Below are 19,414 nucleotides of genomic sequence, written 5' to 3'. Positions count from 1 at the left end.
CCCAAACAATCGTAGATACCTTGGCGGAATTTTTCTAGTTGTGTCAGGATCATCACGTCAATGATTTATTGATTACTTTCATTGACTTTACGGCAGTCAGTGTTACTGCTGACTGCTTTTCTCTCGCTTTTTAGTCCAAACTCCAGTTGTGAACCATCGGGGCTGAATGCTACAAAATAAACACCACTGGTATGCCCTTCTAAGGTTTTGATACATACACCAGATGATAAGCGATCGCTATTGTCTATCGTTAAATCCCACAATTTTGTAGTGCGGTCATCGCTGGCGGTAGCTGCAATTTTACCATCAGGACTAAAAGCGATCGACGATACACCATTGCAATGTCCTTTAAGAGTGATTAAGCATACACCTGTATTTATATCCCAGATTTTCGCCGTATAGTCTCCGCTGGCGCTTGCCAAAGTTTGACCATTAGGACTAAAAACAGCACACCAAACCCAATTAGTATGACCTTGTAATGTTTTTAAACACTCACCCGTTTGCACATCCCATAATTTTAAAGTTCGATCAGCGCTACCAGTCAATAAAGTTTTGCCGTCAGGACTAAAATTTACCGACCAAACCCAATTACTATGTCCGTGCAAAGTCAAGAGACATTCACCTGTGCTTGAGTTCCATAACTTAACTACGGTACTGCCACTTGCTAAGGTCTTACCATTAGGACTAAAGGCAACCGATACAACTAAACTTGTATGTCCCGCCAAAGTCCTCATACACGCACCTGCCTGAATATCCCACAATCGCACTTGACAGTCACCGCTACCACTTAGCAAAGTTTTCCCGTCAGGACTAAAGGCAATTAATCGAAATGCATTAGTGTATCCTTTGAAAGTTCTTACACATTGTCCAGTCGTAGTATTCCATAGCTTAACAGTGTGGTCTTGACTGCTGCTAGCAATTATTTTCCCATCATGATTAAAAGCAATTGACCAAACTTGGCTAGTGTGTCCTTGCAAAATTTTCTTGCAGATACCCGCAGCCACATCCCACAACTTGATGGTTTTGTCATGACTAGCACTGACCAGGGTTTTCCCATCAGGGCTAAAGGCGATTGATTGTACAAAAGAAACATGTCCCTGTATGAAAGTATTGAGTAGTTCGCCCGTTCTCGCATCCCATAACTGGATAATATAGTCATTGCCTACACTGGCAATAGTTGTTCCATCAGGACTAAAAGCAACAGCCTGTACAAAATTGCTTTGTCCTGGGAAAGTTTTGAGTAGCTCACCTGTAGATACACTCCATAACCTGATAGTGCTGTCATTCGCACTACTAACTAGCATTTGTCCATCAGGACTAAAGGCGATGGAGTGAGGTTGGGTGCTGTGTCCTATAAAAGTTCTTAATAGTTTACCTTTAGCGACATCCCATAATTTAATAGTGTGTTCATCACCAATGCTGGCAAGTGTTTGGCTTTCTGAACTGTTCGCGCAGCGTTGCGGAGCAAAAGCTACATCAAATACCCAACTTGTATGTCCTTGAAAGGTTTCTAAGCAAATTCCTGTGTTAGCACTCCATAGCTTTACACTTTGATCATCGCTACCAGTAGCTAGTATTTGACCATTAGGACTAAAAGCCAGTGAAATAATCCAAGAGGAATGTGCTTTCCATCTCGAAAGTGGTTTTCCGTCAGCTACTTGCCATAATTGCACCTCACCCGCAACGCCACCAGCCGCTAAAATTCTTCCATCGGGACTAAATGCTACTGCCAAAATACTGTCAAAAGTTTCGCTAAAAACCGACTTTGATAAATCAGAATTTTGGAAGTTAATGCAATTTAAATTAATATCTTTCAGATATGCTTGCCAAAGGGTGAGATTTGAAAAATCGGCATTTTGTAAATTTGCTGAGATATGGCAGAGTATATTTAAAAGATTTCCTCCAGCATACCCAGTTTGAATTGGAGGATGATTTTGTAATTTACTAATAAATTGATAAAGATATTTTTCTAGCCTAGTTTTATTTTCAAAATGTGCAAATAGTTTATTAGCTAATGGTTTTAATAACAAACATATCTGTGAGTCTCGGATATAGTCTTTAGCAGTTGCTTTAATCAGGGCATAAGAATTAAAAATCGAAATACTACTTGTGGTAATTTCATGAAATACAGCCGCGACTAATTTTTCTGTTGTGTATTCCATAACAATAGGTTGTTGAGTAAAAGTTACACTATGATTAGCAATAGGATGACTTGTTTCAATTAGTGACCTTCCTTTTAAAGACTCTAGTGATTCAATAAGTTCTCGTGTCGATATTTGTGGTATAATATCGTTTTGTAATTCAGCTAAAGAAACTGCTTCTCGATTAATTGCTAACCAGCACATAACCTGCCTTTCTAAAGGAGATAAACGTTGACATTGTTGGTCTAAAAGTTCCCAAATGTCACCAAAAACAGAGGTGTTACAGTCTAAGAATTGCAAGACATTTCCAGCAAATAATTCTTGGGTTGTATTTGCAACTATCTTTAAAGCTAAGGGATTGCCGCTATAAATTGCTGTTAATAACTGCTCATGTTCTGGCGAAGCAGAGAAACCTTTATCTGTAAAAATTTCATGGATCTCTAATTGAGTTAACCCTGTAACTTGTAGAGAACGAATGGGTAAATTTTCCCCTTCTTGCAATGTCAAACCTTTCAGCTTTTCGCGGCTAGTTAATAATAAGCAGCTTTGATGAGATACTTGGGCGATATACCGAAATAGCTGTCCGTAACTTTCATATCCTTCTCGATAATTGCCGGCATTTACACCACTAACGAGAATTGTTTCAACGTTATCTAATATCAGCAAACACCGTGATGAAGATAAATATTTTATTAGCAACGCTAGTTGTGCTTCGTCGGTGTCGGGTAAATTTACTTCCTGCTGATTAGATAAAAATTTAATTAGGTCTAACAAGATATTTTGTATCGGCGGTGCATTGCGTAGAGAACGCCAAAAAACATATTCAAAGGCATCTTGGTTATTTTCTGCAACCTTAACCGCAAGGGTAGTTTTACCAATACCACCCATCCCTAATAAAGTTATCAGACGAGTGCGATCGCTTCGCCCGCCGCAGGCATCGCCAACAATCCATTGGCTTAAGGTTTCTAATTCAGCAGTACGTCCATAGAAGCGGGAAACGTCAATCGCTTCTCCCCAATTGATGCGATTTCTGAGCGGTTGGAGGTTTAATCTTGAGGAGATATCTGCATCACTCTGCTGTTGTGCAGCTCGTTTCAGAACTGCGTGCAGATTATTCTTGGTAACTTTTTCATCTAAAGCTTGAGAGAGCGATCGCCATAGTTGCGAACCAACGTCTTTGATGTGACCATGATCATATCTGACTTCTCGCGCCATTTCTAGGTAAGTTTTCCCTTCCCAGGCGTAGCGAAATACCATCTTTTGTACTTTCGTTAAGCATCCTCGCTCCAATAATTGCTCAACTAGTGCGATCGCTTCTTCAATGGTCATTTATTTACGTAGCAATACTAAGTTAACTACGATTTTCCCACTATAAACCTGATGGTTTTCATAAAGTTTACGCCAATCTATCAAAAAGACTTGACATTTCTACCTGACTTTTCACGTTTGGCTAGTTCTTCAGTGTGTTGGTACACCATATTTCGATGGAGAAGCAAGCTACACATAGCGGATCCACCAGAAGGTATCGCTTTTTCAACTATCAATGTATTTACGTGGTAATACTAGCTTAATTACGATATTTGCACCATAAACTTGATTTTTTCCAGAAAGGTTACGTGAATTTACCAAAAAGTCCGACTTTTTCCCGACTTTTTCTCACCATCAAATTTTATACAAGGTTATAGAGTATTTGGGTAAACAGTTTTGCTCAAAGACAAAATAATTTCTTGCTGAGTCACCGACAATTATCAATTCTTTCTAAGTTTTTTGCAGTTTTCTTCAGTCAGTAGTAGAGAGGAATAATATGTCCATAAATAATAGCATTGCCAATTTTCCAAATTTCCAGCCCCTAGTAGGAGTTATTGACACAGGCTTTAGTGCAGATAATCTAGATATTGATTATTCACAAATTTACTTGGGAAGCGATTTTATTGATGGCGATGATAACCCCTTACTAGCGGAAGGGGTTGGTCAAGAACATGGCTCTTATGTTCTACAAATTATTAAGGCGGCCAATACTAAATCACTGTGGTTAGGTCGTGCTGTGGGTTCTGGCAAATGGGCAGAATCACTAATTGAATTTGTTGATGCAGCAAAGGCATCTGAATATCTAAATGCAGTTATTAACCTTAGTTTTGACTTAGTACAAGTTAATCCTGATAGTAGTGTTACTACACGCTATGAGCTAACTTCACAAGAACGAGCTGCAATTGAGTATGCTCGCCAAAATGGCGTTCTAATTGTGGCCGCAGCAGGGAACGAAGACGGCGCTATATCCGCTCTGGGTCAGGCTTCTCAGGAATTTGACAACATCATTACTGTAGGTGCGGCTGAAGGCTTATCTCGTGCACATTACTCTAGCTATGGCAATGGTCTTACGCTTTTAGCTGACGGTCATGGCTTAGGTAATATAGCAGGCACCTCATCTGCTGCTGCTAGAGTAACAGGAACCGTCTCCCAAGTGTGGGCAGTAAATCCTCTACTGAGTTACCACCAGCTGATTGACATTTTAAAGACTACAGCGACAGATTTAAATACGTCTGAATGGGACGTAGAAACAGGATTTGGCTTGTTGAATATTTCAAGTGCAATTAATCTGGCAACTTTAACCACTCCAGATCGTAATCATACATTGCCTAGAACAGTATTTCCCAAAACTTGGGAAGCTTCAAGAATAGAGAACGCTATCGCTATACTCGAACGCCCAACAGGTTTTTTGAGCGATCTAGGTGATTTTTTAGGGGATGTAGGAGGGGGCATTGTAGAAGGCGCTGTGAACATAGGAGGAGTCCTCGTTGACGCAGTAACATTCCCATTCAAAACAGTTGGTGAAGCAATAGTATATGTAAGCGATAAGGTTGGTGATGGATTAAAAGCTTCATTCAGTGCAGTTGGTCTTGACTTTGTGGGCGCTGCTCTTAATTTTTTAACTGATAGAAGTGGGGAAAAGATACAGGGCATTATTGAGCGTGGAGCCCAATACATAGAAAAACTACCATCTCGTATTGAGCGGACTGCAAATGACTTTTTCAGTGATAATCTTTGGAACAATTTTGGGAGATGGCTAGAAGAAAACTTGATAAATGTGGCAGAGCTTTATGGCATCCCAGAATTTGCCGAGACATTAGCCGATCTTCTTAAGATCAATACTCGTGCATTGACTGACCGAGAAAAAGCAGTTGCCCAAAGTGTCTTTGGTGATTCAATTAATCTAGACCTTGTGCGAATTGATGAATGGAGTCTCGGTAATTTGGTAAATGGCAAGAGACCGTTTACAACTTTCAATACTATTAATACATGGGATACTTTAGATGACGCTACTCTGATTCATGAATTAACCCATGTCTGGCAGTACGGACAAGATGGTGCTATCTACATCCCAGATGCATTAGATGCACAAAACAGTCCTGGTATTGATGGAACTTACCCACCTGGTATTGAAGAGAGTGACAGTAATGGTTATCGCTATGGTGGCTACACTGAACTTGAAAAGCGTATGGATGCTGGACAAGAACTTAGAAGTTTTAACTACGAGCAGCAAGCTAAAATCATACAAGATTACTACACAATAAGGGAAGATAAACAAGACGGAGGCGCACTTAGAACTGATAACAACAAGTACTTAGCTATATATGCATACTTTGTCCAAGAAGTATCAACCCTGCCTCTAACCACTTTAATTCCTGCTCCCTATGGCTTAATTCTTGGCACCAATAACTCTGACCTACTCAATGGTGATAACAGGGATGAAGTATTGGTAGGCTTTGCTGGCGATGATTACATCGATGGCGGCTTAGGTAATGACCGAATGTATGGTGGTTTAGACAATGATACCTTTGTTGTTAACAGCATTGATGATTTAGTCATAGAATTCCCTAATCGAGGTATTGACCAAGTTAACTCTTCAATCACCTACACGTTGGGTCAAAACCTGGAAAATCTCAGCCTAATTGGTAATAATTCAATTAAAGGAACAGGCAATAGTCTTAATAACATCATCACTGGTAATAGTGCTAATAATACTCTGAATGGACAGGCTGGTAACGATACCCTTGATGGTCGTGGTGGCAATGACACCCTCATTGGCGGTAAAGGCAGTGACTCTATGCTGGGTGGAGCGGGTGACGATTTTTATGAGGTTGACAACACAGCTGACACAATCACTGAACGTGCCAACGAAGGCATAGATACCGTCAACTCTTCAATCAGCTACACACTGGGTAACAATATAGAAAATTTGACTTTAACTGGTAATAATGCGATTAATGGCACAGGTAACAGTCTTAACAACATTATTACTGGTAATAGTGCTAATAATACTCTGAATGGACAGGTTGGTAACGATACCCTTATTGGTGACAGTGGTGATGATACTCTGTCTGGTGGTACTGGAAATGATAGCCTCTATGGTGAAAGCGGGAATGACTTCCTCTATGGCGATGCTGGCGATGACGAACTAACGGGTGGTGACGACAGCGATCGCCTCTATGGAGGTATAGATAATGACCGTCTTTATGGCGGTGCAGGAAATGACAAACTCTTTGGCGAAAGCGGGAATGACTTCCTCTATGGTGATGCTGGCAATGACGAACTAACAGGTGGCGATAACAGCGATCGCCTCTACGGGGGTATAGACAATGACCGTCTTTATGGCGGTGCAGGGAATGACAATCTCTTCGGTGAAGATGGCAATGACCTCCTCAAAGGTGATGCTGGCAATGATCTACTGCTGGGTGGTGCTGGTGTTGATACTATATACGGTGGTACTGAAGCTGACACTATATACGGCGGTACTAACGATGATTATCTGTCTGGTGATGCTGGCAATGACCTACTGCTGGGAGAAGCAGGCAATGACTACCTTGACGGTGGCACTGAAGTCGATACCGTCAGTTACGACAACTCCCCCAGTAGTGTAGTTGTAAATATTGATGAAGCACAGAACTACCAAAATCCCGGCGGAACTTTCCACACAAGCATAGTTACAACCAGCCTCATTCCTACCGACACAGAACCAAGTTTTACGATCGCAGCAGGCACAGCTAAAGATGGCTTTGGCACTACAGATACCCTACGAAATCTAGAAAATATCATCGGCTCTGGATTTGATGATGTTCTAATTGGCAACAGCCTAAATAACCGCATCTCCGGCTTAGTCGGGAATGACCTGTTAGTTGGCAATGCTGGCAATGACTCCCTTGACGGAGGCGATCGCATTGATACCGTTAGTTATCGCCGTGATCCTAGCCGAGTCATAGTTAACTTAGAGCAAAACTACGCTAAAGATGGCTTTGGCGGTACTGACCAAATCTTTAATGTTGAAAATGTCATCGGTTCTGCTTTCAATGATGAAATCATCGGCGATGCCAAAGCCAATATCATCCACGCTGGAGATGGCAATGACATTGTTAACGCCAGAAATGGCAACGACATCATTTTTGGCGAAGGTGGTAAAGACACTCTCTCTGGCGAAAACGGTGACGATTTCCTAGTTGGGGGTACGGATGCCGATCGCCTCAATGGTGGAGAAGGCAACGATACAGCTTCCTATTTCACCTCAGCGACGCGTGTATCTGTTAGTCTCACAACGGGTACTGGCTGGGCTGGAGATGCCAAAGGCGATCGCCTCCAAGCCATCGAAAACCTAGAAGGTTCAGAATTTGAAGATTTGCTGACCGGTGATGCTGGAAACAATATCATCAGCGGGTTGGGTGGCAATGACCTAATTTACGGTGAAGCTGGCGACGACTGGCTCGATGGCGGCACAGGAAGCGATCGCCTTTACGGTGGAGACGGCAACGACAAACTATATGGTCGAGCTGATGAAGACCTCCTCAAAGGTGAAGCTGGTAATGACAACCTCAATGGAGGAGACAGCAACGATCAACTCTACGGTCAAGATGGCAACGACACCTTAAATGGCGATGCTGGCAATGATTATCTCGAAGGTGGCACAGGCGATGACCTCCTCGATGGTGGCAATGGCAATGACCAACTTTCTGGTCAGGAAGGCGATGACTATCTCGAAGGTGGCACAGGCGATGACCTTCTCGATGGTGGCATCGGCGAAGACTTCCTCACTGGAGGAGACGGGGACGATCAACTTTATGGTCAATCCGATAAAGACACCCTAGATGGCGGGTTAGGTAATGACCTGCTGGATGGGGGTGACGGAGATGATCAACTTTCTGGCGATAACGGTAACGATCGCCTCTACGGTCAAGTTGGTGAAGACAACTTAAGTGGCTGGTTAGGTAATGACCTGCTGGATGGGGGTGACAATAACGACCTACTTGATGGCGACGACGGTAACGATCAACTTTACGGTCAAGCTGGTGATGACAACCTCGATGGTGGAGCGGGAAATGACGCTCTCTACGGAGGTACTGGTATAGATACCCTTTTAGGGCAAGCGGGTGATGACTACCTCGATGGTGGGGCGGACGATGACCTACTCAATGGCAACGAAGGTAGCGATCGCCTTTACGGTCAACAAGGTGATGATTTACTTAACGGCAACACTGGTGATGACTACCTGGATGGTGGGTTAGACAATGACGAACTCAATGGTAATGAAGGCAACGATCGCCTCTACGGTCAGCAAGGTTACGATATCCTGGATGGTGGTGCTGGGGCTGACTTCCTGGATGGTGGCTTAGAAGATGACTATCTCTATGGCAGAGATGGTAGCGATCGCCTTTACGGTCAAGCAGGTCAGGACTATCTTGATGGCGGCAATGACGATGACCGCCTTGAAGGGGGTACGGGTGATGACCAACTCTTCGGGCAGCAAGGGCGTGACTACCTCGATGGCGGTATCGGCGAGGACTTCCTCTATGGGGGCGATGATGCTGATAAGCTGCTAGGGCAAACTGGCAATGACTACTTAGATGGTGGCTCTGGCGCCGATCAATTAGATGGTGGCGACGGCAATGACCAACTATATGGTCGGGATGGCGATGACACCCTTGATGGCAGTGTTGGCAATGATTACCTTGAAGGTGGAAACGGCAATGACCAATTGACCGGGGGCAACGGTAATGATTTCCTCTACGGTCAGGATGGTAACGACACCCTCAACGGCGGTGCTGATAATGACAATTTATATGGTGGAATCGGAAATGACAATCTCTTAGGAGGCGATGGCAACGATCTACTCTCTGGTCAAGAAGGGAACGACATTCTTGATGGAGGTACTGGCGATGACTACTTAGAAGGTGGGTTAGGCAATGACCAACTCATAGCTGGATTAGGCAATGACCAACTCTACGGTGGTGGCGGCAACGACATTCTTGATGGTGGTGCTGATAATGATTATCTAGAAGCTGGATTGGGCGATGACCAACTCATAGGCGGCGACGGTGACGACCAACTCTTTGGTCAAGAAGGTAACGACACTCTTGCTGGAGGCAGTGGTAATGACAATCTTCAGGGTGGCGACGATGCCGATATCCTGCAAGGGGAGGATGGAGATGATTATCTCTTTGGTAATGACGGTGACGACCGACTCTACGGTGGAACTGGTAACAACTCACTAGAGGGTGGTGCTGGCAACGATCTGCTCTATGCCGATATCCCGCAGCCGGACGGAGATAATTATCTCTTGGAACCAATCTACAACAGAGGTGGCAACGACTATCTTACAGGCGGCGACAACATCCTGAATGGTGGAACGGGTGAAGATACATTGTACGGCGGCAGCGGTCGTGATATGTTCGTGCTGGCTAGCGAGAGTGGAATTGACACCATTTTCAACTTTACAGTCGGTAGCGATTATCTGGGATTATTGAATGGTCTGACCTTTGAACAGATCACCATTACTCAAGGCATTGGTACTAATACCAGCGATACTCTAATCAGTAAACAGGATGGTGAAGTTCTAGCCACACTCATTGGAGTAGAAGCCAATACCCTTGGTCTGTGGGATTTCGCAAATCTAGGATGATACAGCAGGAGGCAGGAGGCAGGAGGCAGGAGGTAAAAGTATTACTATTCCTAGCCTTGGGGTTTTCAAAATGTCCTAACCTATGTGACTACGGCTATCATTAGTGTCTGTTCCAATACGCTTGGGTTCAGCAAAGCGCAACCCAAGCGTATTGATTCATAGTCGATCAATTATCTTGGCATTCTCTGGCAGCTTGGCGTCTCTTTGCCCAGCAGTACGCGCCCTAGCTGTGAACAAACCAATGGGAGTATTTAATAAATCCACTAGGGTGGCTTGACCCGCAATGCCTGCGGCGGGCTGCGCCAACGCCTTTTTAATATCTCTTGGTATTTCTTTGAGTAACCAACGTGCCAAACGATAGCCGTATTCTTTGGGTGTCATATCTCGCATTAAATCTACACCATGCAGTTCGTGCAGATAGCGATTTGAGCGTCCATAGCGCCGCCATTGACTTTGCAGTTCTTGAAGTGTAGCGCGGTGGCGGTGCTGAACGATCGCATTTGGAGCAAATTCCAAACGCCCAATATTTTCCCCCAAAATCCGCCAGCAAATATCGGCATCGCCACCAGTGGTAAGATAGGGGCGAAATAAACCCGCTTTTTCTAAGGCAATGCGTCGAATCCCCAAATTAGCGGTTTGACCATAGGGACGAAAGGAATGCTTAAGGGTATGCTTTTGCGACAAAGTTTCTTGACGCTCTGCGTGTTGTTCTAAGAGAGTTCTACCTGGTAGTGCTAAGATTTCACCAGCGACAATCACCACTTCTTTGTTGACAAAAGGCTGAATTAATGCATCCAACCATTGCGGTTGGGGACGACAATCTGCATCAGTAAAAACTATAATTTCACCCGTAGCGGCGCGAATCCCAGTATTACGAGCAGCGTAGGAGCTTTGAATTTGGTTTTCGCTCAAGGGGCGAATTGTAATTGGGCAATTTTCGGCAGATGTTTTGAGGTTGGTGAGAGTGCGATCGCTACTATTATTGTCCACCAATAAGTACTCTACCCGATCTTTTGGGTAGGTTTGAGACAACAGACAATTGATTAACTCTGGTAAATCCGCCTCACCGTTATAAATAGGAACAACCACCGACACCATTGGTAAAAAGCTGGTGGCGGTGGTTGCATCAACTGGCTGATGATTCATAAATCTGAGATTTTGGAGATGGGATTACTACCTAGTATTCCCAAACAAAAATCCTGGACTGGTAAATTAAGGAGTTTTTATAACTCCAAAAATCTTGATTTGGGAATACTAAAATTTCAAGTCACCAGCGCGGCTCATGGGTCGAGTGGGTTGATTTGCCGGCGGCTGGGCGAAGTTGTTATTTGATAAAATTGCGATCGCACGGGCATATTGTGGATCACTCTTAGTTCCAATTAAATCTGGATTAGAAGCCAACTGCCGCTCTTGAGCCTCTGTCAAGTCTAGCTTGATATCTGGTGTAATCCCTTTATGGTTAATATCCGTTCCCGCAGGTGTGTAGTAATGGGCAATGGTGACAGCCAAGCCTGAACCATCTGCGAGTTCATGAACTGACTGCACTAAGGCCTTGCCAAAGGTTTGACCACCAACAACTACCGCGCGTTTATTATCCTTGAGTGCCCCTGTGAGAATTTCACTAGCACTCGCTGAATTACCATCTACCAAGACCGCCAAAGGACGATTTGTTAGAGCAGTGCGATTGGCTTTAGTTTCCTCACTGCCGCCTACACGGTCTACTGTCTTGACAATTCCGCCGTCATCGTACCACATCCGAGCAATTTCAATGCTCGCCTGCAACAAACCGCCAGGATTTCCCCGCAAATCCAAGACATAAGAATCAGCTTTCTTACCGTTCAAATCGCGGATGGCTCGTTGCATTTGTTCTGCGGCGTGGGCGCTAAATTCCCGCAAACGGATATAGCCAACGCGACGATTCCCTTCTTGTTTGAGGGTATAACGTACCGTTGGCACTTCAATATTTGCTCTGGTCAGTTTTAAATTAAAGGCATTTTGCCCTTTTCGTCCCAACCGGAGATTGATGGGAGTACCGGCTTTGCCGCGAATCAGCTTGGAAGCGTCATCCACTTTCATTTTAAGAGTGGGTTTGCCATCAATGGCTAAAATTTCATCGCCCGCTTTGATCCCAGATTTCAGCGCGGGAGAATTTTCTATGGCTTCGACAACAGTTAGCCGCTGAGTTTTTTCGTTCAGTTCCATCCGAATGCCAATCCCAGAGACTTCCCCAGATGTTTGGCTAGTGAGGGCTTCAAACTGTTGGGGGTCCATGAACCGAGTGTAAGGATCTCCCAAGGTTTGCAAAGCTACACGGATGGCAGCATAAGCTTCTTCACGAGAAGAGTATTCTTTGCTCAACAGGCTTTGTCTGGTTGCTTGCCAATTTTGTTGATTAAATTTACCATCAACATATTCATGATTTACCAGTTGCCAAACTTGGTCAACTATCGCTTTTGGGCTGTCTTGTAGGGTTAGAGAGGCACGGACAGCACGAGTCCAAGCGGGGCCGAACACTGACATCGTAGCAGTCGTGGCGATCGCTCCACCAATCAAGGCTACTTGGAGCGGTGAGTAACTTTTCGCAGATTGGTTCATGTATAATTAGCTGGAATAATTGTGTTGTTGACAGTTTAGCAATCAGGCTTTCCAGAAAATTTTAAGTTTTTATACCCCAAAATCAACTATGTTCCTTCATCATTTTTATCGTTGAATGATGCCGAAATACTGCATTAGTTATTAACAATCATTTCTCAGTTTGTTTGCCTTCTCCGGAAGGCAAAACTTACTATGTGACACTTTGGTTAGCGTCATGTTTGCATTCTAGATTACTTTTATAAGATAGCACTTTGCTCACTGAATTGCAGCACTGTTAGACAGTCATTAAATCAGCTTTTCTTACTTAAGTCATGAAACGCAAATTTACCATCAAATCATTAATTTCTATTAAAAAAAAATCGGTTAATTTGTGGCAATTGTTACAAAAACTAACTGGTGTATTGTATGTTGTCCTGGGTGCTTGGCTGATTTTTACTACTATAACCTTAGTTTTTGCTTCTTCGCAGCCAGTAGATGCCTACTTTGTGCTTGGTGGCAGTATTCGCCGAGAAGCTTATGTTGCCCAACAAGCAAAACAATACCCGCAAATCCCAATTTTAATTTCTCATGGTTCCCCAGATCCCTGTATATTGTTAATTTTTCAGGCGGAATTAGCAAGTTTACAAAACGTTTGGTTAGAAAAGTGCGCGAATTCTACTTTTGAAAATTTTTATTATAGTATTCCAATTCTGCGGCGTTGGGGAGTGCATAAAGTCATGTTGATTACCTCGCAAAGTCACTTACCCAGAGCTAAATGGATGGCACAGATTCTCTTAGGCGCTCATGGTATTTGGGTAGAGCCAGAAATTGTTCAGGAATTGGGTGTCCCTGGCAATAATGAATCTTGGACCAAAACTGGATTAGATGTAACACGCAGCTTATTTTGGGCGCTTTTAAGTCAAATTATTCAACCGCAATGCTCAAATGTGACAAGACTTACCCAAGTAGATATGCAAGCTTGGGAAAATCGAGGTTTTCATTGTGAACACCAAGGTGGGTTGGGGAGATAACTTAGAGGTTGTTTGAAAAGTCTAAATTATTACTTGCCTCTGCGACTAGAAGTCGCGGCTACACATACAAAAACCGCCTAAGCGGGTTATAAAACTTGATTTTCTGCTAGTCCACGCAGGTGGACTTAGCTTGGGTAGTAGCGAATTATATTCGCTCAAAACTTTTCAAAGATCCTCTTACTCGTAATGCGTCCACATGCGAATTATCTTGACTACTTGCTCGGATTCGATGACCTCATATACCAACCGATGCTGTATATTTATCCTACGAGAATAAGCACCTGATAAGTCACCAACCAGCTTTTCATAAGGTGGAGGATTTTGCAAAGGATTGTCTTCAAGGACTGCAAGTAATTCCTCCGCCTTTTCTTTTAAGTTACTAGAAGCTAATTTCTTCGCGTCTTTTTGCGCTTGTTTTGTGTAAATCAACCTCCAACTCGCTCCTTCGGGGTTTGCAAGTGGCTCCTCAGAAGCTTGCTGACTCACCAATCCAACTCCCCATCACATTCTTGGATCGGGGTTGCTAGTCCTTCTTTTATAGATTCTCGCATTCCAGGGACAGATAATAAGTAAAGAGTCTCCTGAATTGCAGACCAATCTTTTTCTGCAACTAGAATCGCATTACCGCGATCGCCTCGAATGATCACAGGCTTACCCTGCTCTGCAACTTGGTCGATGATCTCTTGCAAATTATTTTGAGCATCGTTAACGGGAAGCGAAGACATCATAACTTTTTTAGCTCACGATAACTTTAATTTAGTGTATTTGCATAGGATTTGGATTCATAACCAATATCAAATTTGCTTTATTATAAACACTCCAAGATGCATCAGAGGTTGAAATATAGCAATCCTAAATCATTCGTCAACAACGAGATACCCGACTTCTCTAAAAAATCGGATATCTGAGTTTTGTGATTTTCACAAATAAAATAGGATTGCGATAGTCAATCGTCACCCACGAACCCAGAAGGCTTGTCATTAAACATCACTTCTCCTGATTGTATCCAAGGGATAATTAATGTAAAAGTTCCCAATCTTGCAGCATCAAAATAGCATCTTTATACAAAGACAAATCCACCTGGTTAACTTCTATTCCCTCTCCGATTCCTTGTAGAAGAGTGATTGTCAATTTTCCTCCCAAGTGTTCACGGAACTCGGTAAGCCCCCTAAATATACAATGCGGATGATCTAGTTGATCTAACTGCTCTGTCAGTGCTGATACGTACAAAGTAAAGCCTAGTTTTTTGAGCGTATTTAAAACCCTTTGCCACTCAGATTGCAATAATTGACCTGTTAAATATGAATAGGTCGTATCTAAAGCAATGCCGATCGCTACAGCTTCACCGTGACGTAGGCTGTAATTAGTTAAATGCTCTAGTTTATGAGCCGCCCAGTGTCCAAAATCTAAAGGACGCGATGAACCCATTTCAAAGGGATCGCCACCACCAGCAATATGCTCTAAGTGCAACTGTGAACAACGATAGATCAGCCTTTCCATTATGTTCATGTCCCGATTAGCCAATTTATCGGCATTAGTCATAATAAAGTCGAAGAAGTCTGCATCTTTAATCAGCGCTACTTTCACTGCTTCTGCAATACCCGATCGCCAATCTCGATCATCAAGGCTAGTGAGAAAATCAAAGTCATTCAAGACAGCATAAGGTGGCATGAATGTACCCAAAAAGTTTTTCTTGCCGAAGGCATTGATTCCATTTTTTACCCCGACACCCGAATCGTTTTGACCTAATACTGTTGTCGGTACTCGTAGCAGTCGGATTCCTCGATGAGCCGTTGTTGCTGCGTATCCTGCCATGTCTAGGACGGCTCCACCTCCAATTGCTAAGACGTAGGAGTGACGGCACAATCCAGATTCATTGATCTGTTGATGAATTTGCTCTATAAATCTAGAATCATTCTTAACTGCTTCTCCACCCGCAACTACTATTGGTTTACCGCTCAGTGTTAGTACATCTTCATAATGCTGGGCGTAGGCTGATAATTTTTTGAGCAATCCATCCTGGTACTGTAAAAATCCTCCATCTACCACTGCTAGGACTCGTTTTGGTGTTGCCTCCCCATCTGCGGCGATCACTTGTGCGAGTAAAGGATTATCTAACTGAAATAGACCTCTAGTAAAGTGAACATCATAATTGAAGGTCACACGGACAGATTGGTTAATTGGTTGCAGATTAAGAGCAGTCTTTTGTTGAATAGCCATTTGAATATTATTGCTTTTTAAGTAACTGTAAATGATGCACTAGTACCGCTGCGCGTAATTCGTAATTAATTGTTTGCAAGGGTTTCACACGTTTGAGATGGGTGGCTGATTTAATGGAAGCTAACAGTAAATAAATACAAATAATTTATTGAATATTTCCAGATAAAACTATCCAATAGAAAATTTTAACTAATAAATAAAACATGCATTTGAAGCATATTTACTTAGTAGATAAAGTTCAAAATAATATTAGGTTACAATTTTTTTGATGCCTAGACTTGATATATGAGGTTGGCACTGGAGATCATTATTACATAGAATTCTACGTTTTTTCCGTTAGATAATCTGAGAATTTATCTAATCAAAATGGTATCTTTACAGTAGCTTCTTTAAAATTCGGAGATTTTTATAGATTCAGTGAAGTTATGATCTCATCAGTATATTCTCTAACTGCTTCATCCCAAAATATCAAGTTTAGTGGTAGATTTTATACTTGGTTGTCACAAAAAAAGTTGGGCAACTTGTCCTGAATTTATCATGAGTAAAGTAAACAAGTTACTGCATAACTGGCTGTTAAAGTCTGTTTCGGAGAAAGGTTTGGCTTGGCTGGAACAGAAACAGGCACAGATTGCTAGCGGCGCTGCTGAACGAGTGTTTTTTACAGCTTTTAGTGCTGTGCCGCGTTATCTAGGTAAAGAGGATTTGCAGCTAACATTCCAGGACTTGGAAGCAGCACAGGATGTGATTCCCGGTTGGCATCCTGGTCATTGGAGTGTAGATCAAGCAGGTCGCACACTCTTGCTTTTAGCTTTGCCCCACGATGATGTTGAGGGCTATGTGCGATCGCTTGATCAAGTCTTCTCCACTGCCGATATGGGAGAGTTAGTTGCCCTTTATCAAAGTTTGCCGCTTCTACCACATCCAGAGTTACATCGCCACCGTACTGCTGAGGGAATTCGCAGTAACATGAGTAATGTGTTCCAAGCGATCGCATTACGTAACCCTTATCCAGCAGATTATTTAGACAATGCTGCTTGGAATCAGATGGTGCTGAAGGCTGTGTTTGTTGGCAGTCCGTTGCATCTAATTTGGGGTCTGGATCGGCGTGCTAACCCAGAATTGGCGAAGATGTTGGCAGCCTATGCCCATGAACGTTGGGCAGCCAAACGCTCAGTTACGCCAGAACTTTGGCGACCTGTAGGACGGTTTGCCGATAGCACCATCATCACAGATTTGGAAAAAGTACTAGCTAATGGGGATGTACACGAGCAAGAAGCAGCAGCCTTAGCTTGTGCTGAGTCTCCTGTACCCGAAGCACAAGCATTACTTTCTCGTTACCCAGATTTACAGTCATCCATTCAACAAGGCAATCTGACTTGGAGCAGTTTTAGCCGCGATACCTGCGGCGAGCCACGCTAACGCCTTTTTGTTTACAAATAGAAGGGAGTGAAGAAGGGAATAGGTTACAGGTTACAGGGTACAGATTATTCCCTATAACCTCTCACCTGTCTCCTCTCCCCTAATCCCAATTCCCAATAATTAAAACCATGATGTTTATCGATCCTCACATTCACATGTGTTCCCGTACTACTTACGATTACCTAGTAATGCGGGAATATGGTATTGTCGCCGTTATTGAACCAGCTTTTTGGTTAGGACAACCTCGAACCAATTCTGGCTCATTTAAAGACTACTTCAGTAGTCTTGTGGGCTGGGAAAGGTTTCGTGCTAGTCAGTTTGGCATCCAACACTACTGCACAATTGGACTAAATCCGAAAGAAGCTAACAATGAAGCACTAGCAGCAGAAGTTATAGATCTGCTACCACTTTACGCCTGCAAAGAAGGTGTTGTTGCCATTGGTGAAATTGGCTATGACGATATGACAGAAGCAGAAGATAAGTACTTTTGTCAACAGTTGGCATTAGCTAAAGAACTCGATATGTTAGTACTAATTCATACTCCTCACCGCAATAAAAAGGAAGGTGCTAGTAAGAGTATGGATCGCTGTATTGAATATGGCTTAGATCCCTCACAAGTAGTTATCGATCACAACAACGAAGAAACTGTTGAAGAAGTATTAGGACGGGGTTTTTGGGCGGCTTTCACAATTTACCCACAGACGAAGATGGGTAACGCCAGGATGGTAGAGGTTGTCCGCAAGTATGGGCGCGATCGCATCATTGTAGATAGTAGTGCTGATTGGGGTATCAGCGATCCTTTGGCAGTCCCGAAAACGGCTCAGTTGATGTTAGATAGGGGTATTCCTGAAGAACATGTGCAAGCAGTTTGTTATGAAAATGCCCTAGCGGCTTACAGTCAAACTGGGCAGATGAAAGCTTCAGACTGGCTCAATCCCCAATCTGTTGATCAGCGTCAGTTGTTCAGTGGTAATTCTGTGCTGCGGGGACAAGAACCAGGAATCAAATCAGTTTCAGATTTTGTGTTGATTGAGTAATAAATTGGGAGTAGGGAGTGGGGAGTGGGGATGAGGAATTGCATAAATATTTGATTCATCTGTATAGTATGCGGTTTATTTTGAGAAATAATTAGGTACGGAGGCAGATAAGTGAATGTTGCAAGCTTAAACTTTCAAAGCTGGCGGGGTTATCTTGAATTGATGCGTCCTGCTAATATTGTTACTGCTTGGGCGGATATTCTTCTAGGTTTTGCTGCTTCTGGTTCTGGGATTATTTTTGTTCAATTAATGAATGGAGAAGCAAGTTTTTCCATACTAATTCCATTAGCTTGGTTGTTATTGGCTACCACTGGCTTATATGGCGGTGGTATAGTTTTTAATGATGTTTTCGATGCAGACTTAGATGCAAAAGAGCGACCGAATAGAGCAATTCCTAGTGGACGCGTATCTCGTCAAAATGCTACTTTATTGGGGAGTATACTATTTGCCATCGGGATTATAGCTGCTTTTCAAGTATCCTGGTTGAGTGCTGCGATCGCTATATTTATCACTCTTTCATCCCTTTTATATGATTCACTTGCCAAACATCATCCTTTTTTTGGCCCTTTAAATATGGGTTTGTGTCGTGGCAGTAACTTATTATTAGGTGTAAGTGCAGTACCCGCAATAGTTTGGGAACGTTGGTATTTAGCGCTAATTCCTGTTCTTTACATTGCTGCGATCACCGCAATTAGTCAGGGTGAAGTTCATGGAGGTAAGAAGATTACAGGAGTACTCGCATTACTGCTAATTGCAATAGTTTTGACGGCAGTTTTAGCTTTAGGATTATTAGAAGGGTACACTGCGATCGCAGCACTACCATTTGCTATTTTATTAGCTATCAGAATCTTACCTAACTTTATCAAAGCTGCGCGGGAACCGATAGCCGAAAACATCCGCAATGCCGTGAGAATAGGCGTTTTATCTCTAATAGTTTTAGATGCAACCGTTGCATCTGGTTTTGCTGGGTTGTATTACGGTTTATTAGTTCTAATCTTGCTACCAATTTCGATGAAGTTAGCAAAAGTATTTGCTGTTACTTGAAGT

11 protein-coding genes are annotated in these 19,414 nt (G+C 43.0%); 5 read left to right on the top strand and 6 right to left on the bottom strand.

Translation table 11 applies throughout. The annotated features are described in order from the left end of the window. Window positions 1-65 precede the first annotated feature (65 nt). Complete coding sequence (locus A4S05_RS15300; RefSeq protein WP_084227123.1) at window positions 66-3,470, bottom strand: helix-turn-helix domain-containing protein; 3,405 nt, start codon at window positions 3,468-3,470, stop codon at window positions 66-68. Window positions 3,471-3,945: 475 nt separating this feature from the next. On the opposite strand from A4S05_RS15300, the gene A4S05_RS15295 reads away from it, so the two are divergent. After that, window positions 3,946-10,086, top strand: coding sequence for a S8 family serine peptidase (locus tag A4S05_RS15295; RefSeq protein ID WP_069070682.1), 6,141 nt, complete (start codon window positions 3,946-3,948; stop codon window positions 10,084-10,086). A gap of 156 nt (window positions 10,087-10,242) precedes the next feature. Here A4S05_RS15295 and A4S05_RS15290 read toward each other — a convergent pair whose 3' ends face one another. Together A4S05_RS15290 and ctpB are read right to left on the bottom strand one after the other, a co-directional pair. Then, the gene (locus A4S05_RS15290; protein WP_069070681.1) at window positions 10,243-11,232 is read right to left on the bottom strand and encodes a glycosyltransferase family 2 protein; all 990 of its coding nucleotides are present in this window, start codon (window positions 11,230-11,232) and stop codon (window positions 10,243-10,245) included. A gap of 108 nt (window positions 11,233-11,340) precedes the next feature. Continuing rightward, window positions 11,341-12,681 (bottom strand): carboxyl-terminal processing protease CtpB, encoded by a 1,341-nt coding sequence (gene ctpB, locus A4S05_RS15285; protein WP_069070680.1) that lies wholly within the window; start codon window positions 12,679-12,681, stop codon window positions 11,341-11,343. 311 nt (window positions 12,682-12,992) lie between these two features. On the opposite strand from ctpB, the gene A4S05_RS15280 reads away from it, so the two are divergent. Beyond that, window positions 12,993-13,691 carry a YdcF family protein gene (locus A4S05_RS15280; protein WP_176727019.1) on the top strand — a complete coding sequence of 233 codons (699 nt, stop codon included), beginning with the start codon at window positions 12,993-12,995 and terminating at the stop codon, window positions 13,689-13,691. 177 nt (window positions 13,692-13,868) lie between these two features. Here the strand turns inward: A4S05_RS15280 and A4S05_RS15275 are convergent, their stop codons facing one another. The 3 genes from A4S05_RS15275 to A4S05_RS15265 form a co-directional block, all read right to left on the bottom strand. After that, window positions 13,869-14,177, bottom strand: coding sequence for a Txe/YoeB family addiction module toxin (locus tag A4S05_RS15275; RefSeq protein WP_069070679.1), 309 nt, complete (start codon window positions 14,175-14,177; stop codon window positions 13,869-13,871). Then, on the bottom strand, window positions 14,174-14,416 hold the full coding sequence (locus tag A4S05_RS15270; RefSeq protein ID WP_069070678.1) for a type II toxin-antitoxin system Phd/YefM family antitoxin: 243 nt from the start codon (window positions 14,414-14,416) through the stop codon (window positions 14,174-14,176). Before A4S05_RS15270 ends, A4S05_RS15275 begins: the two co-directional genes overlap by 4 nt. Window positions 14,417-14,708: 292 nt before the next feature. Then, complete coding sequence (locus A4S05_RS15265) at window positions 14,709-15,911, bottom strand: 3-dehydroquinate synthase (RefSeq protein ID WP_069070677.1); 1,203 nt, start codon at window positions 15,909-15,911, stop codon at window positions 14,709-14,711. Window positions 15,912-16,448: 537 nt separating this feature from the next. On the opposite strand from A4S05_RS15265, the gene A4S05_RS15260 reads away from it, so the two are divergent. The 3 genes from A4S05_RS15260 (at window position 16,449) to eboC (ending at window position 19,411) form a co-directional block, all read left to right on the top strand. After that, entirely contained in the window at window positions 16,449-17,330 is an 882-nt protein-coding gene (locus A4S05_RS15260; protein WP_069070676.1) for an EboA family metabolite traffic protein, read from the top strand. 128 nt (window positions 17,331-17,458) lie between these two features. Continuing rightward, the gene (locus A4S05_RS15255) at window positions 17,459-18,367 is read left to right on the top strand and encodes a TatD family hydrolase (RefSeq protein WP_084227122.1); all 909 of its coding nucleotides are present in this window, start codon (window positions 17,459-17,461) and stop codon (window positions 18,365-18,367) included. Window positions 18,368-18,478: 111 nt separating this feature from the next. After that, window positions 18,479-19,411: a UbiA-like protein EboC gene (gene eboC / locus A4S05_RS15250; RefSeq protein ID WP_370684449.1), complete on the top strand. Its 933-nt coding sequence runs from the start codon at window positions 18,479-18,481 to the stop codon at window positions 19,409-19,411. Window positions 19,412-19,414 lie beyond the last annotated feature (3 nt).

The organism is Nostoc sp. KVJ20, from assembly GCF_001712795.1.
Classification (GTDB): domain Bacteria; phylum Cyanobacteriota; class Cyanobacteriia; order Cyanobacteriales; family Nostocaceae; genus Nostoc.
The sequence above is the reverse complement of the archived record's forward strand: the minus strand, read 5'-3'. Positions and strand labels throughout refer to the sequence as shown.